The 23,288-nt window shown below is 49.3% G+C and carries 24 protein-coding genes and 1 other annotated feature; of the genes, 23 read left to right on the top strand and 1 reads right to left on the bottom strand.

From position 1 onward, the window contains the following. Positions 1 to 24 precede the first annotated feature (24 nt). The 4 genes from BJP58_RS16775 to gltX all read left to right on the top strand — a co-directional run bounded on the left by BJP58_RS16775 (position 25) and on the right by gltX (position 3,905). Positions 25 to 1,113 (top strand): PIN/TRAM domain-containing protein, encoded by a 1,089-nt coding sequence (locus BJP58_RS16775; protein ID WP_194544710.1) that lies wholly within the window; start codon positions 25 to 27, stop codon positions 1,111 to 1,113. A gap of 77 nt (positions 1,114 to 1,190) precedes the next feature. Beyond that, on the top strand, positions 1,191 to 1,886 hold the full coding sequence (ispD, locus tag BJP58_RS16770) for a 2-C-methyl-D-erythritol 4-phosphate cytidylyltransferase (RefSeq protein ID WP_233355097.1): 696 nt from the start codon (positions 1,191 to 1,193) through the stop codon (positions 1,884 to 1,886). Further along, positions 1,883 to 2,371, top strand: a complete 489-nt coding sequence (gene ispF / locus BJP58_RS16765) for a 2-C-methyl-D-erythritol 2,4-cyclodiphosphate synthase (RefSeq protein ID WP_071221032.1) — start codon at positions 1,883 to 1,885, stop codon at positions 2,369 to 2,371. Before ispD ends, ispF begins: the two co-directional genes overlap by 4 nt. 70 nt (positions 2,372 to 2,441) lie before the next feature. Continuing rightward, complete coding sequence (gltX, locus tag BJP58_RS16760) at positions 2,442 to 3,905, top strand: glutamate--tRNA ligase (protein ID WP_071221031.1); 1,464 nt, start codon at positions 2,442 to 2,444, stop codon at positions 3,903 to 3,905. Positions 3,906 to 4,159: 254 nt separating this feature from the next. Here gltX and BJP58_RS16755 read toward each other — a convergent pair whose 3' ends face one another. Beyond that, positions 4,160 to 4,384, bottom strand: a complete 225-nt coding sequence (locus BJP58_RS16755; RefSeq protein ID WP_194544708.1) for a hypothetical protein — start codon at positions 4,382 to 4,384, stop codon at positions 4,160 to 4,162. Between the two features lie 181 nt (positions 4,385 to 4,565). Here BJP58_RS16755 and cysE point away from each other — a divergent pair, with 181 nt between their 5' ends. The 19 genes from cysE to rpsG all read left to right on the top strand — a co-directional run bounded on the left by cysE (position 4,566) and on the right by rpsG (position 23,258). Beyond that, the gene (gene cysE, locus BJP58_RS16750; RefSeq protein ID WP_194544960.1) at positions 4,566 to 5,255 is read left to right on the top strand and encodes a serine O-acetyltransferase; all 690 of its coding nucleotides are present in this window, start codon (positions 4,566 to 4,568) and stop codon (positions 5,253 to 5,255) included. 58 nt (positions 5,256 to 5,313) lie between these two features. Next, positions 5,314 to 6,720 (top strand): cysteine--tRNA ligase, encoded by a 1,407-nt coding sequence (gene cysS, locus BJP58_RS16745; RefSeq protein WP_194544707.1) that lies wholly within the window; start codon positions 5,314 to 5,316, stop codon positions 6,718 to 6,720. Beyond that, positions 6,717 to 7,160, top strand: coding sequence for a Mini-ribonuclease 3 (locus BJP58_RS16740; RefSeq protein ID WP_194544706.1), 444 nt, complete (start codon positions 6,717 to 6,719; stop codon positions 7,158 to 7,160). The genes cysS and BJP58_RS16740 overlap by 4 nt, the downstream gene beginning before the upstream one ends. Positions 7,161 to 7,247: 87 nt before the next feature. Further along, positions 7,248 to 8,000 (top strand): 23S rRNA (guanosine(2251)-2'-O)-methyltransferase RlmB, encoded by a 753-nt coding sequence (rlmB, locus tag BJP58_RS16735; protein WP_113061177.1) that lies wholly within the window; start codon positions 7,248 to 7,250, stop codon positions 7,998 to 8,000. Positions 8,001 to 8,005: 5 nt separating this feature from the next. Continuing rightward, positions 8,006 to 8,524, top strand: coding sequence for an NYN domain-containing protein (locus BJP58_RS16730; protein WP_071221026.1), 519 nt, complete (start codon positions 8,006 to 8,008; stop codon positions 8,522 to 8,524). Positions 8,525 to 8,729: 205 nt separating this feature from the next. Then, complete coding sequence (sigH, locus tag BJP58_RS16725) at positions 8,730 to 9,374, top strand: RNA polymerase sporulation sigma factor SigH (protein ID WP_194544959.1); 645 nt, start codon at positions 8,730 to 8,732, stop codon at positions 9,372 to 9,374. Positions 9,375 to 9,949: 575 nt separating this feature from the next. Then, on the top strand, positions 9,950 to 10,099 hold the full coding sequence (gene rpmG, locus BJP58_RS16720; protein WP_006212941.1) for a 50S ribosomal protein L33: 150 nt from the start codon (positions 9,950 to 9,952) through the stop codon (positions 10,097 to 10,099). A 24-nt stretch (positions 10,100 to 10,123) separates the two neighbouring features. After that, complete coding sequence (secE, locus tag BJP58_RS16715; RefSeq protein ID WP_006212940.1) at positions 10,124 to 10,315, top strand: preprotein translocase subunit SecE; 192 nt, start codon at positions 10,124 to 10,126, stop codon at positions 10,313 to 10,315. Between the two features lie 21 nt (positions 10,316 to 10,336). Next, positions 10,337 to 10,870 (top strand): transcription termination/antitermination protein NusG, encoded by a 534-nt coding sequence (nusG, locus tag BJP58_RS16710; protein ID WP_006212939.1) that lies wholly within the window; start codon positions 10,337 to 10,339, stop codon positions 10,868 to 10,870. Between the two features lie 71 nt (positions 10,871 to 10,941). Continuing rightward, entirely contained in the window at positions 10,942 to 11,367 is a 426-nt protein-coding gene (rplK, locus tag BJP58_RS16705) for a 50S ribosomal protein L11 (protein ID WP_076326233.1), read from the top strand. A gap of 80 nt (positions 11,368 to 11,447) precedes the next feature. Continuing rightward, the gene (gene rplA, locus BJP58_RS16700; protein ID WP_009591966.1) at positions 11,448 to 12,140 is read left to right on the top strand and encodes a 50S ribosomal protein L1; all 693 of its coding nucleotides are present in this window, start codon (positions 11,448 to 11,450) and stop codon (positions 12,138 to 12,140) included. Positions 12,141 to 12,209: 69 nt separating this feature from the next. After that, positions 12,210 to 12,368, top strand: a sequence feature (ribosomal protein L10 leader region). A 58-nt stretch (positions 12,369 to 12,426) separates the two neighbouring features. Further along, the gene (gene rplJ / locus BJP58_RS16695) at positions 12,427 to 12,930 is read left to right on the top strand and encodes a 50S ribosomal protein L10 (protein WP_009591975.1); all 504 of its coding nucleotides are present in this window, start codon (positions 12,427 to 12,429) and stop codon (positions 12,928 to 12,930) included. Positions 12,931 to 12,997: 67 nt separating this feature from the next. After that, on the top strand, positions 12,998 to 13,360 hold the full coding sequence (gene rplL / locus BJP58_RS16690) for a 50S ribosomal protein L7/L12 (protein ID WP_076326231.1): 363 nt from the start codon (positions 12,998 to 13,000) through the stop codon (positions 13,358 to 13,360). Between the two features lie 183 nt (positions 13,361 to 13,543). After that, the gene (locus BJP58_RS16685) at positions 13,544 to 14,149 is read left to right on the top strand and encodes a class I SAM-dependent methyltransferase (RefSeq protein WP_194544958.1); all 606 of its coding nucleotides are present in this window, start codon (positions 13,544 to 13,546) and stop codon (positions 14,147 to 14,149) included. Positions 14,150 to 14,497: 348 nt separating this feature from the next. Continuing rightward, positions 14,498 to 18,043 (top strand): DNA-directed RNA polymerase subunit beta, encoded by a 3,546-nt coding sequence (gene rpoB, locus BJP58_RS16680; RefSeq protein WP_071221023.1) that lies wholly within the window; start codon positions 14,498 to 14,500, stop codon positions 18,041 to 18,043. A gap of 93 nt (positions 18,044 to 18,136) precedes the next feature. Next, positions 18,137 to 21,751 carry a DNA-directed RNA polymerase subunit beta' gene (gene rpoC / locus BJP58_RS16675; RefSeq protein WP_194544705.1) on the top strand — a complete coding sequence of 1,205 codons (3,615 nt, stop codon included), beginning with the start codon at positions 18,137 to 18,139 and terminating at the stop codon, positions 21,749 to 21,751. Positions 21,752 to 21,922: 171 nt separating this feature from the next. Further along, entirely contained in the window at positions 21,923 to 22,174 is a 252-nt protein-coding gene (locus BJP58_RS16670) for a ribosomal L7Ae/L30e/S12e/Gadd45 family protein (protein ID WP_015737626.1), read from the top strand. Between the two features lie 140 nt (positions 22,175 to 22,314). Then, positions 22,315 to 22,734, top strand: coding sequence for a 30S ribosomal protein S12 (gene rpsL / locus BJP58_RS16665; RefSeq protein ID WP_006212930.1), 420 nt, complete (start codon positions 22,315 to 22,317; stop codon positions 22,732 to 22,734). 53 nt (positions 22,735 to 22,787) lie between these two features. Beyond that, a complete protein-coding gene (gene rpsG, locus BJP58_RS16660) occupies positions 22,788 to 23,258 on the top strand; it encodes a 30S ribosomal protein S7 (protein WP_006212929.1) in 471 nt (156 codons plus the stop codon). The last annotated feature ends 30 nt before the right edge of the window (positions 23,259 to 23,288 follow it).

Below are 23,288 nucleotides of genomic sequence, written 5' to 3'. Positions count from 1 at the left end.
TAAAAAGGAGGTGTGCGGAAGCTCATGTTAAAAAAAGCTATTTTAGCATTTACAGTATTATGCGGAGCATGGGGCGGGTATACGTTATATCATACAATGGAACGGTCTTTCTCAGGGCTCTCGCCTATTTTTGGACAAGGTTTATTTGCAGCGGGAAGCGGAGCCTTCGCGGTGCTTGGAGGATTATTGTTTGGCATGATCGGCGTGCTGTCAGCGGATCGGGTCACGAGATGGCTGCACAGCCTGATCACTTCGTTCTCCCGGATTCCGATGAATGAGCTGGCTGCGGGTACAGCGGGACTGTTGAGCGGCCTGCTGCTGTCGCTATTGCTGTCACCGGGGTTGTCCTTGCTTGGACAAGCAGGGCAGCTGCTGCAGGTTGGCATTACGCTGCTCGGCGGTTACGTCGGGTTTCGCATTGGACTGGAGAAGAAGGATGAATTGGCGTCCTTGTGGATGTCAGGCAAGTGGAGCCAAGCCGCTGAGCCTGAGGGCCGGCGAATAGAGGAACATAAGATTTTGGATACGAGCGTCATTATTGACGGGAGAATTGCGGATATTTGCAAGACCGGATTTATCGAAGGAACGATTGTCATTCCTGAGTTTGTTCTGGAGGAACTTCAGCATATTGCGGATTCCTCAGACCTTCTTAAGCGAAATCGCGGCCGGCGCGGCCTTGATATTTTGAACAAAATCCAGAAAGAGCTGGACGTCAAGGTACTCATTTATGAAGGCGACTTTGAGGAAATATCCGAGGTCGACAGCAAGCTGGTGAAGCTGGCCAAAGTGCTTCAGGGCAAAGTGGTCACCAATGATTTTAACTTGAATAAGGTTTGCGAGCTGCAGGGTGTGTCGGTCCTGAACATTAATGATCTCGCTAACGCGGTCAAACCGGTGGTCCTGCCAGGGGAAGAAATACTGGTACAGATTATCAAGGACGGCAAGGAGCATGGTCAAGGCGTCGCGTATCTGGATGACGGCACGATGATTGTCGTGGAGGGCGGGCGCGAGTACATCGGCACGATGATGGAAGTGCTCGTTACCAGCGTACTGCAAACCTCGGCGGGCCGAATGATCTTCGCAAAACCAAAACTGTTGGAAAAAGCCCAGTAAAGGGGTATGATGGGGATATACATATCCGCTATTCGTCCGTTTAGGGCGTGTTGGGTTAGACAGGAGTTTGGTGCTTGATGAGTAACTTTGGCGCTGTCATTGTAGCGGCGGGAAAAGGAACGAGGATGGGCACCCGGGAGAGCAAGCAGTACCTGGCTCTGAACGGAAAGCCCATTATCGTTCATACGCTTGAAGCATTCAGCCGGATACCATGGCTGCAGGAAATTGTGCTTGTGACGGGGATGGAGGATGTCCATCGCTGCGAATCCTGGATACAGGAATACGGTTTGGACAAGGTGTCCGCTGTAATCCCGGGGGGAAGCGAGAGGCAGCAGTCCGTATACCAAGGCATCAAGCAAATTTCTTCAGAATGGGTAATGATACATGACGGCGTAAGACCGTTTGTAACGCAAGAGGAGATTGAAGCCTGCCGCGATGCGGCAATCCGCGAGGGCGCCTCGGTACTTGGGGTTCCCGTGAAGGATACGATTAAACAGGTGAACGGTAAGGGGCAGATTACAGGCACCCCGGACCGTCAAAGTCTGTGGGCCGTTCAGACCCCACAGGCTTTTCGTCTTTCCGACCTGCTGTCCGCCCATGAGGCAGCGGCGAAGGATGGGTTTACAGGCACCGACGATGCCATGCTGATGGAGCGGGCAGGACATCCGGTAACCGTGGTGGAGGGGAAATACAGCAATATTAAAATCACCACGCCGGAGGATCTGGAATATGCAGCTTTTTTACAGAAACGTAAGGGAGAGGACATGGAATGATTCGAGTAGGACAGGGGTTTGACGTACATCAGCTTGTAGAAGGAAGGCCGTGCATCATCGGAGGCGTCACGATTCCTTATGAGAAAGGGCTTCTCGGGCACTCCGACGCCGACGTGCTGCTGCACGCCGTAACGGACGCGATCCTGGGGGCGCTTGGGCTCGGCGACATTGGGCGCCACTTTCCCGATAACGATCCTGCCTTTAAAGACGCCGACAGTCTGAAGCTTTTGGAGCAGGTATGGGTCATGGCCAAGGAACGCGGGTATACACTTGGTAATATCGATTCCACGATTATTGCGCAGAAGCCAAAGATGGCGCCTTATATTCCGCAGATGGCGGAAGTGATCGCCAAAGCGCTGGATGCTGAGGTGGATCAGGTGAACGTGAAGGCGACCACTACCGAGCAGCTCGGGTTTACCGGCAGGGGCGAAGGAATCGCCGCGCAATCGGTTGTCTGCCTCGTAAAAGGTGTGCTATCATCTTGAAGTATGTGTTCAATAAGGGGATATTTTGAGCTAGGAATCTTGAAAGAATAGGGAAGCGGAGGGGTTTACAATGACCGGAGAAGTCCGCGTGCGCTATGCACCGAGTCCAACGGGACATTTACATATCGGCAATGCCAGAACGGCATTATTCAATTATTTATTCGCCCGCAAGAACAACGGGAAATTCATTATCCGTATCGAGGATACGGATGTAAAACGCAACGTAGAAGGCGGAGAGCAAAGCCAGCTGAAATACTTGAAGTGGCTTGGCATGGACTGGGATGAAAGCGTGGATGTCGGGGGCGAGTACGGGCCTTATCGCCAGACCGAGCGTCTTGATATTTATAAACAATATTGGCAGGACCTTCTGGATCGCGGGCTTGCTTACCGCTGCTATTGCACGGAAGAAGAGCTGGAGCAGGAGCGGGAAGAGCAGATGGCTCGCGGCGAAACGCCGCGCTATTCCGGGAAGCACCGGGAGTTGACGGAAGAGCAGCGGCAGGCGTTTGAGGCTGAAGGCCGTGTGGCCAGCATCCGCTTCCGCGTTCCGGAAGATCGTATCTACACATTCGATGATATGGTGAAGGGTACGATTTCGTTTAACAGCAAAGAGACGGGCGACTTCGTTATCGTCAAAAAAGACGGCATTCCTACCTACAATTTCGCGGTAGCCTTAGACGATCATCTGATGAAGATCAGCCATGTGCTCCGCGGAGAGGATCATATCTCCAATACGCCGCGCCAGCTGATGATCTATGAAGCCTTCGGGTGGGAGCCGCCTCAGTTCGGACATATGACCCTGATCGTGGGCGAGGATCATAAGAAGCTGAGCAAGCGTAATGAATCGATCATCCAGTTCATCGAGCAGTATGACCAGCTTGGCTATTTGCCTGAAGCGCTGTTCAACTTCATCTCGCTGCTTGGCTGGTCTCCGGAAGGGGAAGAGGAAGTGTTCTCCCAAGAGCAGCTGATCTCGATCTTCGACGAGCATCGTCTGTCCAAGAGCCCGGCGGTATTCGATACGAACAAGCTGGCTCACCTGAACAACACGTATATCAAGAATGCGGATCCGGATCGGATTGCCGATTTAGCCATTCCGCATCTGCAAAAAGCCAGCCGCTTGCCGTCCGAGCTAACGGCCGAGCAAGAGGAGTGGGCACGGGCGCTCGTGGCGCTCTATCAGGAGCAGCTGACGGCGGCTTCGGATATCGTGGATCTGTCGGAAGTGTTCTTCCGTACGCATCTGGAGCTGGATGCCGAAGGAATTGAAGTAATGGGCGGCGAGCAGGTGCCAGTCGTATTGTCGGCATTCCTTGCGAAGATCGAGCAGACGGATGAGTTTAACGCTCCGAAGATTGCGGCGCTGATCAAGGAAGTTCAGAAGGAGACCGGATTTAAGGGCAAACAGCTCTTTATGCCGATCCGCGTAGCCTTGACGGGACAAACCCATGGCCGCGACCTGAACCAGACAATCTGGCTGCTTGGCAGGGATCGCGTGCTTGACCGTTTGCGTTCTCAGATCAAAGGCGCATAAAATTCGGGCGGCTTCCTCGATAAACGTTCCTTGTCAGCCCGTATATCATCAGTTATAATTACACCAAACTATAAGTGAAGTATTCTTTGATCTAGGGTTTTTAGGATTATAAGCCCAGCGGAGGAGGCGGAATCGTTCTGGAGAAGCGAAGCGTTCGCCTTTGTCTTCCGATTTCAACCTAAGTAAAATATAGTTAAAGAAACTCGGAAGACAACAGCGATCGGAAGAAGGATCCGCAAACGAAGCGGTCATTATCACTGACTTAGATCAACAAATATAAAACGTATAAAAGCTACGATCAGGAGAAGTACGCGTTGAACAGGCACGTTCCAGAGAGGACAATCGGCAGAAGACAAGGACCACTTGAATTTGCCGGCTGAGAGTTGTCCCGTCGCCTGCAGCGGAAATGCACCTGTGAGCTGCATGGTTGAAGCGAACATAATCGTTAGATCATGCCGGTCGTCTGCCGTTAATGACATGAAGAGAATCGGTAGAATCCGTCCCTGACGAAGGGAGGAGACTTGTGCCGGTTCTAAGCAGAGTGGAACCGCGGTCTAGCGCCTCTGCAGCGATAAGCTGCAGGGGCGTTTTTTAGTTGCAGGAATAACGATGGATAGCAAGTTGCATGCGCGATTGGAAGAGGGGAAAGAGGGAGCGTTCATGTTTAAACAGATGAAATCGGATATTCGGACAGTGTTCGAGAATGACCCGGCTGCCCGGGGACTTTTTGAAGTGGTATTCACCTACTCGGGGCTTCACGCATTATGGGCGCACCGGGTAGCTCATGCATTATTTAAGCGGCGATGGTATACGCTGGCCCGGTTGATATCCCAGTTCAGCCGGTTTATGACAGGGATCGAGATTCATCCGGGAGCCCGTATCGGGCAGCGGCTGTTCATTGACCATGGGATGGGGGTTGTCATTGGAGAGACCTGTGAGATTGGGGATGACGTGGTGATCTACCAGGGGGTTACGCTTGGTGGAACCGGTAAGGAAAAAGGCAAACGGCACCCGACCATCGGCAACAACGTGGTCATCGGTTCGGGGGCGAAAGTGCTAGGTTCCTTTACGATTGGGGATAACTGTAACATTGGTTCCAATGCAGTCGTTTTAAGACCTGTTCCCCAAAACAGCACCGTTGTCGGCAATCCGGGAAAAATCGTGAAACAGAACGGGGAGCGGGTGCGCGACCGGCTGGATCACACGAATCTGCCCGATCCGATTGTTGATATGCTCCGCTCGATGCAGAAGGAGATCGATCAGCTCCGGGCGGAGCTTCATGAGAGCAAACGAAACCAGCCTCAAGGCATGGTATCCGAGGCCGTTGTGACTTCGGCCAAAGAAGAGTAAGCCCGTAAGCCGTGAAGGAATAATAAGCGATGGAATGAAAGGATTGAGATGATACCCTATGGCACTGCAAATCTATAACACGCTAACCCGCATGAAAGAAACGTTTGTTGCTCAGGAACCCGGGAAGGTAAAGATCTACGTGTGCGGTCCTACCGTGTACGATTATATCCATATCGGGAATGCTCGGCCGATGATCTTTTTCGACGTGGTTCGAGCTTACTTTGAGAACCAGGGTAATGATGTGAATTACGTGGTGAACTTTACGGATGTGGATGACAAAATGATCCGGAAAGCGGAGCAAACCGGGACGACCGTTCCGGAGGTCGCGGATAAGTTTATTAACGCCTATTACGAGGATCTGGACGGCCTTGGCATACCAAGAGCGACATTGAATCCGCGGGTAACGGACAATATGGAGAGCATTATCGAATTCATCCAGGAACTCATTGACCGCGACTTTGCTTATGAGAACGGGGGAGATGTATTCTACCGGACCCGCAAGTTTGACGATTACGGGAAGCTGTCCCAGCAAAATCTCGATGAGCTGCAATTCGGGATCCGGATTGAGGTGGATAAGCGGAAAGAAAATCCGGAAGACTTTGTTCTATGGAAAGCCGCGAAGCCTGGAGAGATCTACTGGAGCAGTCCTTGGGGCGACGGCCGTCCAGGCTGGCATATTGAGTGCTCCGCCATGGCCCGTCGTTATCTCGGGGATACGCTGGATATCCATGGCGGCGGCCAGGACCTGCAGTTCCCGCACCATGAATGCGAAGTTGCGCAGTCGGAGGCACTGACGGGCAAACCGCTGGCAAATTATTGGATGCACAATGGATATATCCGCATCAATAACGAGAAAATGTCGAAATCGTTAGGCAATGGTGTATTGGTTAAGGAACTTCGTGAACAATATACGAAAGAAGCTATCCGCTATTTCATGTTGTCCACCCATTACCGCAACCCGCTGAATTATAGCGATGAGGTGATGGAGCAGGCGCAGAACAGCGTGGAACGTCTGGCGAATGCGGCGGCTAATATCGAGCATCGATTGAGTACCGCGATCGGTTCGAAGGACGATAACGTAAGCCAGGAAGTTTCGGATAAAATATCGGCCGTCCTTGTCGAATTTCACCAGAAAATGCAGGATGATTTCAACACGCCGGACGCCATCACCGCCATGTTCCAATGGGCCAGCGAGGCGAATCAGCTGTTGAAGGAAGCCTCGATTCCTGCGGCGGACCTGCATGAAGTGCTGCGCGCTTTCAACGAAATGAACGGCGTGCTGCGCATCGTAAATACAGGCACGGATGAGTTGCTGGATGAGGAGATTGAAGCTCTGATTGCCGAACGTGTCGAAGCCCGGAAGAATAAAAACTGGGCCCGAGCGGATGAAATCCGCGACAAGCTGGCGGATGAAGGCATCGTGCTTGAGGATACGGCGCAGGGTATGCGCTGGCGGCGTAAATGAGCGGGCCTGAGTTTCATGATCCCGCAGTAGGCTGGTTCGATTTTCCGCCGTCGAAGCCGGCCCGGTTAATCCCGCCCATCGTGCTTGCCTATATCGGAGATGCCATTTATGAGGTGGCGGTGAGGCAGTTTTTGATATCGAGAGCGAATCTCCGCCCCCATCACTTGCACCGTTCGGCAACAGGATTTGTGTCGGCGAAGGCACAGAGCCGAATATTGGCTTATCTGGATCCGGAGTTGACGGAAGAAGAGCGCGATATTGTGCGTCAGGGACGCAACGCCAAATCTGGCAGCATCCCCAAAAATGCCGACGTCCTCGAATACCGGCATGCAACGGCATTTGAGACGCTGGTTGGGTATTTATATTATACGGGTGAGCAGGACCGGCTCCGTGAGCTCATAGGGAAGAGCATCGAGTATATTGAGGGGTCTGTTAAATAGACCGTTAGACAATATCGCATCACATTGAAACGATACAGCCGGTGTTTCCGCAAGGGGACGCCGGCTGATATGCAGGAGGAGAACTACATGTTGCAAGAAGAGGAAGTAGTAGCTGGTAAGCACTCCGTAACGGAAGCGCTCAAATCAGGACGTACGATCAACAAAATATGGATTGCCGAAAATGCGCAAAAGCACCTGACCCTGCCGATCATCGCGGAAGCGAAGAAACTGGGTATTGTCATTCAGCATGTGGACAAACGCAAGCTGGATCAGATGGTTCCGGGAGTTCAGCATCAAGGCGTGGTTGCCCAAGCGGCACCCTATGCTTATGTGGAAGTGGAGGATTTGCTGAAAGTTGCAGAGGAAAAAGGCGAACCGCCTTTCTTGCTGCTTCTCGACGAGATCGAGGATCCGCACAATCTGGGCTCGATTCTCCGGACGGCAGACTGCACGGGTGCTCATGGTGTCATACTGCCTAAGCGCAGATCCGCCCAAGTAACGGCAACGGTATCCAAAACATCCGCCGGCGCAGTGGAGTATGTGCCCGTAGCTAGGGTGACCAATCTGGGCCAAACCATCGATCAGCTGAAGGAAATGGGTGTGTGGGTTGTCGGGACCGTTGTTGATGCCGTTCAGGAATTGTATGACACCGAAGTTTTTGACGGGCCGGTTGCTATCGTTATCGGTAATGAGAATAAAGGGATGGGGCGTCTGATCCGTGAGAAATGCGATGTGCTTGTGAAACTGCCGATGGCCGGAAAGATCAACTCGCTTAATGCCTCGGTAGCCGCAGGTGTCGTTATGTACGAAGTGCTTCGCCGTCGCCGCCTTCAAGGTTAGCAATGATGGCCGATTGGCGGGATGTGCTGCTGGTCGACGGTTATAATATGATCGGCGGCTGGCCATATCTTGCGAAGCTCGCCAATAGCAGCATGCATGAAGCGCGAGACATGCTGCTGGAGAAATTAGCGGATTACCAGGCGTTCTCAGGCCTCAGAGTCGTGGTGATTTTTGACGCATACCGTGTTCCTGGACTGGGGAAATCCTACACGCAAGGCAAGGTTCAGGTGTTTTTTACGAAGGAGAAAGAAACCGCCGATGAGTGCATTGAACGGCTAGTCGGGGAGTTTAGCCACCGTCGGCGTAAAATTTATGTGGCGACCAGCGATTTAATTGAGCAGCACGTGATTTTTGCTCGGGGAGCACTCCGGCTGTCCGCCCGGGAATTGCTTAACGAGGTGGAGCAAAGTGAGCGCGAAGTGAAGCAAAAAATAACGAAAGAGCAGACCAAGAGCAGGAATACACTTGACGGGAAGCTGCCGCCGGATGTGAGACAGGCGTTCGAGCGCTGGCGAAGGGAATAGAACTGTTTTACACAATAGGGACGAGAGGTCGGCTCATTTGGAGAATGAAAACGGTATATGAATCTATGAAAAAGTTTACATTAAATGTTATTATCGGTCTATTTTAGGTAGAACGTAGTTGACGGTCTAGTAGACATCATATATACTTGTCATATATTTCAAGCGAGTGACGGGCTACCGTGCGTTCCGGGCCGGAGGGATTCTATTGAGTGTGGACCTCAAGGAAGTCATGTTGTCAGGGTATGATGTGATAAGCGATGAAGACATTGTCGAGGCGGTCCGCGAGGGTGATAGCGGGGCGCTGGAGTATTTGATCAATAAATACCGGAATTTTGTACGTGCTAAAGCCCGCTCCTATTTTCTGATTGGCGCTGACCGGGAAGATATTGTCCAGGAAGGCATGATCGGGCTGTACAAGGCAATTCGTGATTTTAAAGGGGATAAGCTGTCCTCGTTCAAGGCCTTTGCCGAGCTCTGCATTACCAGGCAGATCATTACGGCAATTAAGACCGCTACGAGACAGAAGCATATTCCGCTCAATTCGTATGTCTCATTGGACAAGCCGATTTATGATGAGGATTCGGACCGTACGCTGCTGGATGTCATTTGCGGTACTGCGGTAAGCGATCCGGAGGAACTGATCATCAATCAAGAGGAATTTGTCGGCCTGGAAGACAAGATGTCAGAGATCTTAAGCGAGCTGGAACGGAAAGTCCTGATGCTCTATTTGGACGGTCGATCCTATCAAGAGATTGCGGTAGATTTAAGGCGTCATGTAAAATCGATTGACAATGCACTCCAGCGTGTAAAGCGAAAGCTTGAACGTTATCTGGAAGTCAGGGATAATTAATAGCAAGTGTCGGATAAGAAGCAGAAGGCTCAATCAGAGCCTTTTTTTAATTGCCTGATCGTTATTGAATCAGGATGGCCGGCGAAGGATCTTTTTTATACTTTGTCGCCATTTATTTTTAGCTGGCAGATATGATAGGACGAAATTCAAAGATGTCCATTTTCGCAAAACGCAAAATGTGTAATATTTGGTGTTTCATCTCTTGGAAGATTGAACATACTGGATATAGACTAAATGCTATGCAGGATGGACAAAGACTGTGAAACGCCACAGTTTTTTACAGCGAGATGTTTACAATATTCCGGGGACTCATTCCCTGGTTTAGCTGGCAATGGCATTTATTGCAGCCCGCAATCAGAGAGAAAAAGGCTTGAAATGGCGCTATCCTTGTGATAAAGTGTTTTAGGTAGGCCTAAATTCGCGTGTTTTATGAATGGATCGTTGTTACAGCTTTTGGAACAACGGTTTTATTCATCTCGCAGAAATAACCGGGTTTCGATGAGAACAAGGTTGTTTCTACTAGGATCAATATCGATTCTTCTGATAAAGAAGGACGTCTTCGGGAGGTGCACATCATGCGGGTAATTATCACTTTGGCTTGTACAAGCTGCAAACAAAGAAACTACACAACCACCAAAAACAAGCGAAATCACCCCGACCGCATGGAGATGAAGAAATTTTGCAAGTTCTGTAACGAGCAAACTCCTCATCGCGAAACCAGATAGTTTTCTTTTGGAGGTGTAGTCGGCGTGAAACGTGGTTTCAAGTCTCTGTTTTCCTTTTTCTCTGAAAGCTGGGCGGAACTTAAAAAAGTTCGCTGGCCCAATCGTAAAGAACTGACGAACTATACTTTAATTGTTCTCGGCACCATTGTGTTTGTCACGATTTATTTTTGGGTTGTAGACATCGGTATTTCCGCTGTGATCGAAGCGATAATTTAGAAGGGTCCCAGGTGGCTTGATATGGAAAAAAGATGGTACGTAGTTCATACCTACTCTGGGTATGAGAATAAAGTCAAAGCCAATTTGGAAAAACGTGTCGAGTCCATGGGCATGGAGGACAAAATATTCCGCGTTCTTGTTCCGATGGAAGAAGAAATCGTAAACAAAGACGGCAAGAAAAAAACCGTCATGCGTAAAGTTTACCCGGGATATGTCTTGGTCGAAATGATTCAGACCGATGATTCTTGGTATGTTGTCCGCAATACACCAGGAGTGACCGGTTTTGTTGGTTCGACAGGGTCCGGTTCTAAACCGACGCCTTTGCTTCCAGAAGAAGTAGAACAGATTCTGAAGCATATGGGCATGGAAGAGCCGAAACCGAAGATCGAATTCGACATCAAGGAATCCGTTCGTATCAAGGTTGGTCCTTTTGCGAATTTTGTGGGCTCCGTGGAAGAGATTTTGGCTGAAAAGAGCAAGTTGAAAGTTCACGTCAACATGTTTGGACGGGAAACCCCGCTGGAGTTGGATTATACTCAAGTGGAGAAGATCTAATTCTTCAGGTTTCTTGTGGGAGGGCGTGTCAAAGCGTCCGCTACCACTATTGATGCAAGGAGGTGTCAACCATGGCTAAGAAAGTTATCAAGATTGTGAAACTGCAAATTCCTGCAGGTAAAGCGAATCCGGCTCCTCCAGTAGGTCCTGCATTGGGTCAAGCGGGTGTCAACATCATGGCATTCTGTAAAGAGTTCAACGCACGTACTGCTGATCAAGCTGGTCTGATCATTCCGGTTGAAATTTCGGTGTTTGAAGATCGTTCCTTTACGTTCATCACTAAAACTCCACCGGCTGCTGTTCTGCTTCGTGTGGCTGCTAAGATCGAAAAAGGATCCGGCGAGCCTAACAAGAAGAAAGTTGCTACTGTTAAGCGTGATGCTGTTCGTCAAATCGCTGAAACAAAAATGCCTGACCTGAACGCTGCATCTGTTGAAGCTGCAATGAAGATGGTAGAAGGTACTGCCCGTAGTATGGGTATCACAATCGAAGACTAATTATCTTTTGATTGAAACCGAACTAGGTTCGGATTATGTGGGAGGAATTTCCGCTAACACCACAAAGGAGGAAAACAAACATGGCTAAACACGGTAAGAAATACGTTGAAGCTGCGAAGCTGATTGACAGCGAAGCAACTTATGAGCCTTTGGAAGCTGTAGAGCTTGTGAAGAAGGCTGCAACTGCCAAATTCGACGAAACTGTTGAAGCGGCTGTACGTTTGGGTGTAGACCCACGTAAACAAGACCAGGCTGTTCGTGGTGTTGTTGTCTTGCCTCACGGCACAGGTAAAACACAACGCGTTCTGGTATTTGCAAAAGGTGAAAAAGCGAAAGAGGCAGAAGCTGCTGGCGCTGATTTTGTTGGCGATCAAGACATGATCAACAAAATCCAACAAGGCTGGTTCGAGTTCGATGTCTGCGTAGCTACACCTGATATGATGAGTGAAGTCGGTAAACTTGGCCGTCTGCTCGGTGGTAAAGGCCTGATGCCTAACCCTAAAGCTGGTACGGTTACATTCGATGTTGCTAAGGCTGTTCAAGAAATCAAAGCCGGTAAAATCGAGTACCGTCTGGACAAAGCAGGTCAAATTCACGCGCCGATCGGTAAAGTGTCTTTCGATGCAGCTCAATTGAATGAGAACCTCAAAGCTCTCATCGATGCATTGAATCGTGCGAAACCAGCTGCTGCTAAAGGTGTATACCTGAAAGGCATCGCTGTTTCCTCGACAATGGGACCAAGCGCTCGCGTGAACACAACCGTCTACAGATAATATTACCATTGACTTTGGTCAATGAGGTTTGATATTATGTAACAGTTGTGAGTCTTCGAGACTGACCCTTAAAGTTGAATATGCTTACCGTAGACAGTAGGTGCCCTAAGCAGGCTTAATTTCCTACCGAGGTGTTATGATAGAACGTCAACAATTTGTCCGGTTACTCCGGCCAAATGATGATTCATCAGGCCTTCGTGATTCTACGGAGGCTTTTTTAGTGCCCGTAGGAAGAGCGGAGAGCTTGGTGCTCTTACGCTACTAATACAACCAGGAGGTGTAATCATTGGCAAACGCAAAAGTGATTCAAGCGAAACAAGAAGCGGTTGATGTCGTTGCTGCTAAGCTGCGCGAGAGCGTATCGACAGTAGTTGCTGACTATCGCGGACTGAACGTTGCGCAAGTAACTGAACTTCGTAAACAGCTTCGTGAAGCTGGCGTCGAGTTCCAAGTACTCAAAAACACGCTGCTTCGCCGTGCAACTGCGGCAGCAGAGCTGACTGATCTGGACGAAGTCTTGACTGGTCCAACAGCTGTTGCATTTGGTACCAATGACGCTGTCGCTCCAGCAAAAATCCTTAACGATTTTGCTAAGAAAAACGACGCGTTGAAATTGAAAGGCGGCGTAGTAGAAGGCCGTGTAATCGGAGAGAGCGAAATCAAAGCTCTGGCAGAACTTCCGTCCCGCGAAGGTCTCCTCTCCATGCTCCTCAGCGTGCTTCAAGCTCCAGTGCGCAACTTCGCGCTTGCAGTTAAGGCTGTTGCTGAGAAGGAAGAACAAGGCGCATAAGCTTTGTCTTGCTGAAGCTGTGTAACAACAACTATAAAATCTTAATAATAAATGGAGGTTCAACCCAATGAGCAAAGAGCAAATCTTGGAAGCAATTAAAGGTATGTCCGTTCTGGAACTGAACGATCTCGTAAAAGCAATCGAAGAAGAATTTGGTGTAACTGCTGCAGCTCCAGTAGCTGTTGTAGGTGGCGCTGGTGCAGCTGAAGCTGCTGAGCAATCCGAATTTGACGTAATCCTGACTAGCGCAGGCGCGTCCAAAATCAACGTAATCAAAGTGGTTCGCGAAATCACAGGTCTTGGCTTGAAAGAAGCAAAAGAACTGGTTGACAACGCTCCAAAACCATTGAAAGAAAAAGTAGCTAAAGAAGAAGCAGAAGCTGTTAAAGCTAAATTGGAAGAAGCAGGCGCATCCGTAGAAGTTAAGTAATTAACTTCTTGAGATTCACGTCAGCAAGAATCAAACCCCTTGAATATTTGTTCAAGGGGTTTGTTATTGTGGCGGGGAGATCACATGGTACTGATTCTCCGCAAGAAAGGTTATACTGGGATAAGAGCGCTTAAGAGCGAAATATCTTAGGCGGGCAGACTTTGATTCAAGACGGAGGAAATGATGCCGAATCAACATTATTACTCGAATCAGCCGGAAATTGCTCATGACCGTAAGGAGTTAAAGACGGAGCTTCGGGGGCAGACTTTCAACTTTATCAGTGACGCGGGCGTATTCTCTAAGAGCGGCGTGGATTATGGCAGCAAGGTTTTAATAGAAGCTATGAACTTTAACCAGCATGCTGAAGTATTGGATGTTGGCTGCGGATATGGTCCGATCGGTCTGTCAGCGGCAAAAATGGCTGCGCAGGGCCATGTGACGATGATCGACATTAATAGCCGTGCTGTCGAATTAGCCAAGGAGAATGCGAAACGTAATGGTATATCCAATGTGACCATCTTGGAGAGCGATTTGTTTGCTGCGGTGCAGGGTCAGCAATTCGACGTGGTTCTCACCAATCCGCCGATTCGTGCCGGGAAAGAGACGGTGCATGCCATATTCGAAGAAGCGTGGAAGCATCTGCGTGAGGATGGGCAGCTGTGGGTTGTGATTCAGAAGAAGCAAGGCGCGCCTTCAGCGAAAGCGAAGCTGGAGAGTCTATTTCATCAGGTCGAGGAAGTAACGAAGGATAAAGGATACCGGATATTCAAAGCGACGAAATCTTCTTAAAATAGTTCGACTAGGCTGTTGACTTGGGTATGCTGGTATGGTATTATTATAAAATGTCAGTATTAGGATGGTCTCTTTGTCTTTAGTTGGCTGAAATGTCAAGACTTAATGTGTGGAAAGATGCATAAAGTCGATCATATTGACGTATAATATGTACATTTTGGGCAAATCTACAGGATATGAGATGATTATCATAACCATGGATAAGCTGCTCTTTTTTCGAAAAGGTATTCGATAAGGGCTTTTCTCTATTTATGGGAGTGTCCTCTGTATGTTCCATTATAGTGTTACAAACAGAGGTTCGCAATGAAATTTTTAAAGTGAGTAGACATGAGGGGTGAGTTTAAGTTGGCAGGACATCTTGTTCAATATGGTCGACGCACTCGGCGAAGTTATGCTCGTATTAACGAGGTACTCGAAGTTCCGAACCTGATTGAAATCCAACAAAAATCTTATGAATGGTTTTTGGAGGAAGGACTCCGCGAAATGTTCCAGGACATCTCGCCGATTCAGGATTTCACAGGTAATTTGGTGCTAGAGTTCATTGACTACAGCCTTGGAGAACCGAAATACACCGTCGATGACGCGAAAGAACGCGACGTTACTTATGCGGCGCCGCTCCGCGTGAAAGTCCGGCTCATTAACAAGGAGACCGGAGAGGTCAAGGAGCAGGAAGTGTTCATGGGAGACTTCCCGTTAATGACGGAAACCGGAACATTCATTATCAATGGTGCCGAACGGGTTATTGTCAGCCAGTTGGTTCGCTCTCCCAGCGTCTATTTCAGCACAAAAGTGGATAAAAACGGTAAGACGACGTACACTGCAACAGTTATCCCTAACCGCGGCGCTTGGCTTGAACTGGAGATGGACGCGAAGGACATTATCTATGTCCGGATCGACCGTACCCGTAAAATCCCTGTAACGGTACTTTTACGTGCACTTGGTTTTGGTACAGATGCCGAGATTCTGGATCTTCTGGGCAATGATGAATATATTCAAAATACGCTGGATAAAGACAACACCGACTCCACGGAAAAAGCGCTCATCGAAATCTATGAACGTCTTCGTCCGGGCGAGCCGCCAACACTGGAGAATGCGAAGAGCCTTCTCGTTGCCCGTTTCTTCGATCCGAAGCGTTATGATTTGGCTAACGTTGGTCGCTACAAGATCAACAAGAAGCTTCATATTAAGAACCGCCTCTTTAATCAGCGTTTGGCAGAGAGTTTGATAGACATCGATACGGGTGAGATCATTGCAGAAGCTGGTCAAACCGTAGACCGCCGTCTTTTGGACGAGATCATGCCTTACCTTGAGAAGAGCGTAGGCTTCAAGAACTATCATGTTACCGGCGGTGTGATGGACAGCGAGGATATCCCGCTGCAAACGATCGATGTATTCTCTCCGATTGAGGATGCCAAAGTCGTGAAGGTCATCGCGAACGCAAACATTGATAAATCGGTGAAGCATATTACACAGGCAGATATCATTTCTTCCATCAGCTATTTCATCAACCTGCTGCATGGGATTGGCAATACGGATGATATTGACCACCTGGGTAACCGTCGTCTGCGTTCCGTAGGCGAATTGCTTCAAAATCAGTTCCGTATCGGTTTGTCCCGGATGGAACGTGTCGTTCGTGAAAGAATGTCGATTCAGGATGCAAACGTGATTACGCCGCAGGCGCTTATCAACATACGTCCGGTTATCGCATCGATTAAAGAGTTCTTCGGAAGCTCCCAGCTGTCGCAGTTCATGGATCAGACCAACCCGCTTGCGGAACTGACCCATAAACGTCGTCTGTCTGCTCTCGGACCCGGCGGTTTGACTCGTGAGCGTGCGGGCTTTGAAGTGCGGGACGTTCACCACAGTCACTATGGCCGTATGTGTCCGATCGAGACGCCGGAGGGACCGAACATCGGTCTGATCAACTCCTTGTCGACGTTTGCGCGCATCAACGAATATGGCTTCATTGAAGCTCCGTATCGTTGGGTGGATCCGAAGACCGGTAAAGTAACGGACCAAATCGATTACCTGACTGCAGACGAAGAGGATAACTACATCGTTGCCCAGGCGAACGCCGAGCTCAACGAAGATGGTACCTTCGCTGACGAAATGGTTATCGTCCGTTATAACAAGCAGTCCGATAACATCCTTCCTATGCCGAGCGACCGTGTAGACTACATGGACGTATCGCCTAAGCAGGTCGTGTCGGTAGCGACGGCGCTCATTCCGTTCCTTGAGAACGATGACTCCAACCGCGCGCTGATGGGATCCAACATGCAGCGGCAGGCTGTTCCGCTTCTTATTCCTAAAGCTCCGCTCGTCGGAACCGGAATGGAACACAAGTCTGCGAAAGACTCCGGTGTATGTATTGTATCCAAACATGACGGGATTATTGAACGTTCATCCGCTAATGAAATCTGGGTCCGCCGTGTGGAAAATGTCGACGGACAAGAAGTCAAAGGCGATCTTATTAAACATAAATTACACAAATTTATGCGTTCGAACCAAGGAACATGCATCAATCAGCGTCCAATCGTTAAACGCGGCGATGTCATCAAAAAAGGTGACATTCTCGCAGACGGTCCATCCACGGAGATGGGCGAATTGGCACTGGGCCGCAACGTCGTTGTTGCGTTCATGACTTGGGAAGGTTACAACTACGAGGATGCGATTCTTCTCTCCGAGAAACTGGTCAAAGAGGATGTGTACACTTCGATTCATATCGAGGAGTACGAATCCGAAGCTCGCGACACGAAGCTCGGACCGGAAGAAATTACGCGTGATATTCCTAACGTAGGTGAAGAAGCACTGAAGAACCTTGACGAGCGCGGAATTATCCGCATCGGTGCCGAAATCAGCGCCGGAGATATTCTCGTAGGTAAGGTAACGCCTAAGGGTGTAACCGAGCTGACGGCTGAAGAGCGTCTCCTGCATGCGATCTTCGGTGAGAAGGCTCGCGAAGTGCGCGATACCTCGCTGCGCGTTCCTCACGGTAGTGACGGAATCATCGTAGACGTGAAGGTGTTTACACGTGAGAACGGTGACGAATTGCCGCCGGGCGTTAACCAACTGGTTCGTGTTTACATCGCACAGAAACGTAAAATCTCCGAAGGTGACAAAATGGCCGGACGTCACGGTAACAAAGGTGTCGTTGCCCGTATTTTGCCTGAAGAAGATATGCCGTTCCTGCCAGATGGCACGCCGGTTCAAGTTGTGTTGAACCCTCTAGGGGTTCCATCACGGATGAACATCGGTCAGGTGCTCGAGGTTCACTTGGGTATGGCTGCGCTCCAGCTCGGCATTCACGTGGCTTCACCGGTATTTGACGGTGCAAGCGAGTATGACGTGTTTGACACGATGGAAGAAGCAGGCATGCAGCGCAATGGTAAGACCGTATTGTACGACGGACGGACGGGTGAACGTTTTGAACGTGAAGTTACCGTCGGCGTCATGCACATGATCAAGCTCGCGCACATGGTTGATGATAAAATTCACGCCCGTTCTACGGGACCATACTCTCTCGTTACGCAGCAGCCGCTGGGTGGTAAAGCTCAGTTCGGTGGACAGCGCTTCGGTGAGATGGAAGTGTGGGCACTTGAAGCTTACGGTGCTGCTTATACGCTGCAAGAAATTCTTACCGTCAAGTCGGATGACGTGGTCGGCCGGGTGAAAACCTACGAATCCATCGTCAAAGGCGAGAACGTTCCGGAACCGGGTGTTCCTGAATCGTTCAAGGTATTGATTAAAGAGCTTCAGTCTCTTGGTATGGATGTCAAAATCCTGAGCGAGAATGAAGAGGAAATCGAGATGAAAGAACTCGATGACGAAGACGATGCTCAAGGTGATAAACTGAGCCTTAACTTGGAAGGCACTGAAGTCGGAGTGGAATAACGGTCAATCATTCACCCCCGTCGGCTTATAAGTCGGCGGTGGTGTTATGGTCGTATAGCACATAAATAGGACTAGGTTGAGGAGGGTTGCTCCTTGTTGGACGTTAACAATTTTGAGTACATGAAAATCGGTCTTGCTTCACCGGAAAAAATTCGCTCTTGGTCTCGCGGAGAGGTGAAGAAGCCGGAAACGATTAACTACCGTACATTGAAGCCGGAGAAAGAAGGCTTGTTCTGTGAGCGGATTTTTGGTCCGCAGAAGGACTGGGAATGTCATTGCGGTAAGTATAAGCGTGTCCGTTATAAAGGAGTAGTCTGCGATCGCTGTGGCGTTGAAGTAACACGCGCTAAAGTCCGTCGTGAACGGATGGGTCATATCGAACTTGCGGCTCCTGTATCGCATATTTGGTATTTCAAAGGCATTCCAAGCCGTATGGGTCTGGCTCTGGATATGTCCCCACGATCTCTGGAGGAGATCATTTACTTCGCATCTTATGTTGTAACCGATCCGGGAGATACACCGCTGGAGAAGAAGCAACTGTTGTCCGAGAAGGAATATCGCAGCTACCGTGAGAAGTACGGTTACGGATTCCAAGCAGGCATGGGTGCTGAAGCGGTTAAGAAACTTCTTCAAGACATCGACATTGACAAAGAGCTTGAGTTCCTTAAGGAAGAATTGCGCACTGCACAGGGTCAGCGCCGCAACCGGGCCATCAAACGCCTGGAAGTAATTGAGGCGTTCCGTAACTCCGGCAACAATCCGGAGTGGATGATCATGGATGTGCTGCCGGTCATTCCGCCGGAGCTTCGCCCGATGGTTCAACTTGATGGTGGACGCTTTGCGACCTCCGACTTGAACGATCTGTACCGTCGTGTTATTAACCGGAACAACCGTCTGAAAAGACTGCTGGATCTCGGCGCGCCGGATATTATCGTTCAGAACGAGAAGCGCATGCTGCAGGAAGCTGTCGATGCACTGATCGATAACGGCCGCCGCGGTCGTCCGGTCACAGGTCCTGGTAACCGTCCGCTTAAATCCCTCAGCCACATGCTGAAAGGTAAACAAGGACGTTTCCGTCAGAACTTGCTCGGTAAACGGGTTGACTATTCCGGTCGTTCCGTTATCGTTGTAGGTCCTTACCTGAAAATGTATCAATGCGGTCTGCCTAAGAAAATGGCGCTTGAGCTCTTCAAGCCGTTTGTTATGAAAGAACTGGTCAACAAAGGCCTTGCACATAATATCAAGAGTGCGAAGCGCAAAGTAGAACGTGTAAGTCCAGAAGTATGGGATGTGCTCGAAGAGGTTATTAAAGAGCATCCGGTTCTTCTGAACCGTGCACCGACGCTTCACAGACTCGGTATTCAAGCATTTGAACCGATTCTGGTTGAGGGCCATGCGATCCGTCTTCACCCGCTCGTATGTACAGCGTATAACGCTGACTTTGACGGTGACCAAATGGCGGTTCACGTTCCTTTGTCAGCTGAAGCTCAAGCTGAAGCACGTCTTTTGATGCTGGCATCGGGTAACATTTTGAACCCGAAAGACGGTAAGCCGGTTGTTACGCCTTCTCAGGATATGGTACTGGGTTCCTTCTATCTGACTATGGATAACAAGGAAGAAAAAGGTACCGGCATGATTCTGGGCAGCGTGAACGAAGCGGTTTCCGCTTATCAGCGTGAAGCAGCTGGTCTGCATGCACGCGTAGCGATTCCGGTGAAAGCTCTTGGCAAAACCAGCTTCACGGAAAAACAGCAGGATGCGATTTTGATTACGACGATCGGCCGGATTATCTTCAACGAGATTTTCCCTGCCAGCTTCCCGTACATCAATGAAGCGACTCGTACGAACCTGCTGCAAGGCACGCCTGAGAAGTATTTCGTGTACGAGAAGGGTGCAGATATTCAAAAAGTGATTCAGGAACTGCCAATCAGCGGTGCTGTTGGTAAGGAATATCTGGGTTCCATCATTGCACGCTGCTTTGAAACGTACCATACAACGGAAACCTCTGTGATTTTGGATAAAATCAAGCAGCTCGGTTTCACCTATTCCACTCGAGCAGGCGTAACGGTTGCGGTCTCCGACGTTATCGTACCTGACGAGAAAAATGAAATTCTGAAAGAGTCCGACGAGAAGGTTAAAGTGGTAACGAACCAATATCGCCGCGGCTTGATTACGAATGAAGAACGTTATGATCGTGTTATCGATATCTGGTCCAAGACCAAGGACGATATCACGGATGTACTCATGAAATCGATGGACCGCTTTAACTCCATCATGCTCATGGTAGATTCCAAAGCACGGGGTAACAAATCGCAGATCACTCAGCTCGGCGGTATGCGGGGTCTGATGGCGAACCCGTCGGGTCGTATCATCGAACTCCCAATCAAATCGAACTTCCGTGAAGGACTGACGGTACTCGAGTACTTCCTGTCCACGCACGGTGCGCGTAAAGGTCTTGCCGATACGGCGCTTCGTACCGCTGACTCCGGTTACTTGACTCGTCGACTTGTTGACGTAGCCCAGGATGTTATCGTTCGCGAAGATGAGTGCAGCACGGATAAAGGCTTTACCGTTAGCCGTATTCAGGACGGTAAAGAAGTTATCGAGGATCTCTACGACCGTATTGAGGGACGTTATGCATTTGAAACTGTCCGTCATCCGGAAACGAAAGAGATCATCGTGAACCGTAACGAATTGATTGACTCCGACAAAGCTGAGGAAATCGTAGCAGCTGGCGTTGAGAAGCTTCAAATTCGTTCCATCTTGAGCTGCCGTGCGCGTTATGGCGTCTGCAAAAAATGTTACGGCCGTAACCTGGCTACTGGTAAGCATGTTGAGATTGGTGAAGCGGTTGGTATTATCGCAGCTCAATCCATCGGCGAGCCGGGAACACAGCTCACGATGCGTACGTTCCACACAGGCGGCGTTGCCGGCGATGATATTACACAAGGTCTTCCGCGTATCCAGGAGCTCTTTGAAGCCCGTAATCCTAAAGGTCAAGCGACCATTAGTGAGATCGACGGTGTGGTTAAAGAGATCCGCGAAACGAAGGACCGTCGTGAAATCGAAGTACAAGGTGAAGCTGAGACTAAGGTTTACGCTGTTACCTATGGCTCCCGTCTGCGCGTAAGCGAAGGCAAGCAAATTGAAGCCGGGGATGAACTGACCGATGGTTCCATTGATCCGAAGGAAATGCTTCGTATCAAAGGTATCCGTGGCGTGCAGAACTACATCCTTCAGGAAGTTCAACGCGTATACCGTAACCAAGGCGTAGAAATTAATGATAAACACGTTGAAGTTATGATCAGACAGATGCTGCGTAAATTCCGTATCGTTGATGCGGGAGATACGACCCTGCTGCCAGGCTCCTTCGTGGATATGCATGAATACGAGACAGCTAATAAAGACGCTATTCTCTCCGGGAAAGAACCAGCGGTTGCTAAACCGGTTCTCCTCGGGATTACAAAAGCATCTCTCGAAACGGATTCGTTCTTGTCAGCAGCCTCCTTCCAGGAGACGACTCGCGTGTTGACTGACGCTGCCATCAAAGGTAAAGTCGATCAGCTGCTTGGTCTGAAAGAGAATGTTATCATTGGTAAACTGATCCCTGCAGGTACCGGTATGAACCGTTATCGCAGCGTGAAGTTCGAGGGACAAAACGATGTGAATGACGAAAGTCAGGAACTCGAAACAGCTTCTATAGATTAAGAAACAGTCAGGTGATGAGGAGATTTCCGTATCTTAAGATGCGGAAGACCTCCTCGTCCCAAAGTTTCTTTTTTCCTGATTTAATAGCTTGACATCGATTAGGGCAGATGCTAATATAGCAAAGGTGCGTGAATAGTTTCTTTGTTCCCTGTTCTTTTGGAGGAATGACTTATGTCTAATGATAAAGGATTACAGGATGCACACATCAAGATTGGCACCAAACAAACGATGAAGGCCGTTGAATCCGGTTTGGCTACAGAGGTTTATGTGGCTGAAGATTGCGACCAACGTTTGATTTCAAAAGTCGTATCCGAGTGTGATAAGAATGGCGTGCATATCAACTATGTACCCACGATGATAGAGCTTGGAGAAGCATGCGGTATTGAAGTTGGTGCAGCTATGGTAGCTGTCTTGAAATCATGATTTGAGAAATCGTTTTTGTTGGAGAAGACGTTACTTCTCTCGGCAAAAACTTTTCATTTGTTCTTTTATGAACCGCCTGGGTCTGTGGACTTAAACGAGGTTTGTAATCGAATGATAAATACGGGAAGGGGGTGGCAAGCATGCCAACAATTAACCAACTGGTTCGCAAGGGCCGTCAAGCTAAAGTTTACAAATCGAAATCTCCAGCTCTTCAAAAAGGTTTTAACGCTTTGAAACGTGAGGAGACCGACTTGAGCGCTCCGCAAAAACGCGGTGTATGCACTCGTGTAGGCACAATGACGCCGAAAAAACCGAACTCCGCACTTCGTAAATATGCTCGTGTTCGCTTGACGAACCGCATTGAGGTGACGGCTTACATTCCGGGTATCGGACATAACTTGCAAGAGCACAGTGTTGTATTGGTTCGCGGTGGACGGGTAAAAGACCTTCCGGGTGTACGTTACCATATCGTTCGCGGCGCACTTGATACCGCTGGTGTAAACAACCGGATGCAAGCTCGTTCCAAATACGGCACGAAGCGTCCTAAAGCAAAAAGCTAATTGATGCTCATGTTTTCGTAACATGACTCATGACTGAAGAAAGGGGGATATCCATGCCACGCAAAGGTCCAGTAACTAAAAGAGACGTGCTGCCAGATCCAGTGTATAACAGCAAGCTGGTAACTCGTCTGATCAACCGCATCATGTTGGATGGTAAAAGAGGTGTTGCTCAAAGCATCCTTTACAATTCGTTCAACATCATCAAGGAACGTACTGGTAATGATCCGATGGAAGTGTTTGAAGCAGCTATCAAGAACATCATGCCAGTATTGGAAGTTAAAGCTCGTCGTGTCGGCGGTGCTAACTACCAGGTTCCGATCGAAGTTAAACCAGAGAGACGTACATCCCTTGGATTACGTTGGCTCGTAAACTACTCCCGCAACCGCGGCGAGAAAACCATGGAAGAGCGTTTGGCGGCTGAGATCATCGATGCTTCCAACAACACAGGCGCTTCCGTTAAGAAACGCGAAGATACACACAAAATGGCTGAAGCGAACAAAGCGTTTGCTCACTACCGTTGGTAGGATTCAGCAACTAATTAATACTTCTAATTT

Source organism: Paenibacillus sp. JZ16, from assembly GCF_015326965.1.
Classification (GTDB): domain Bacteria; phylum Bacillota; class Bacilli; order Paenibacillales; family Paenibacillaceae; genus Paenibacillus_AQ.
The sequence above is the reverse complement of the archived record's forward strand: the minus strand, read 5'-3'. Positions and strand labels throughout refer to the sequence as shown.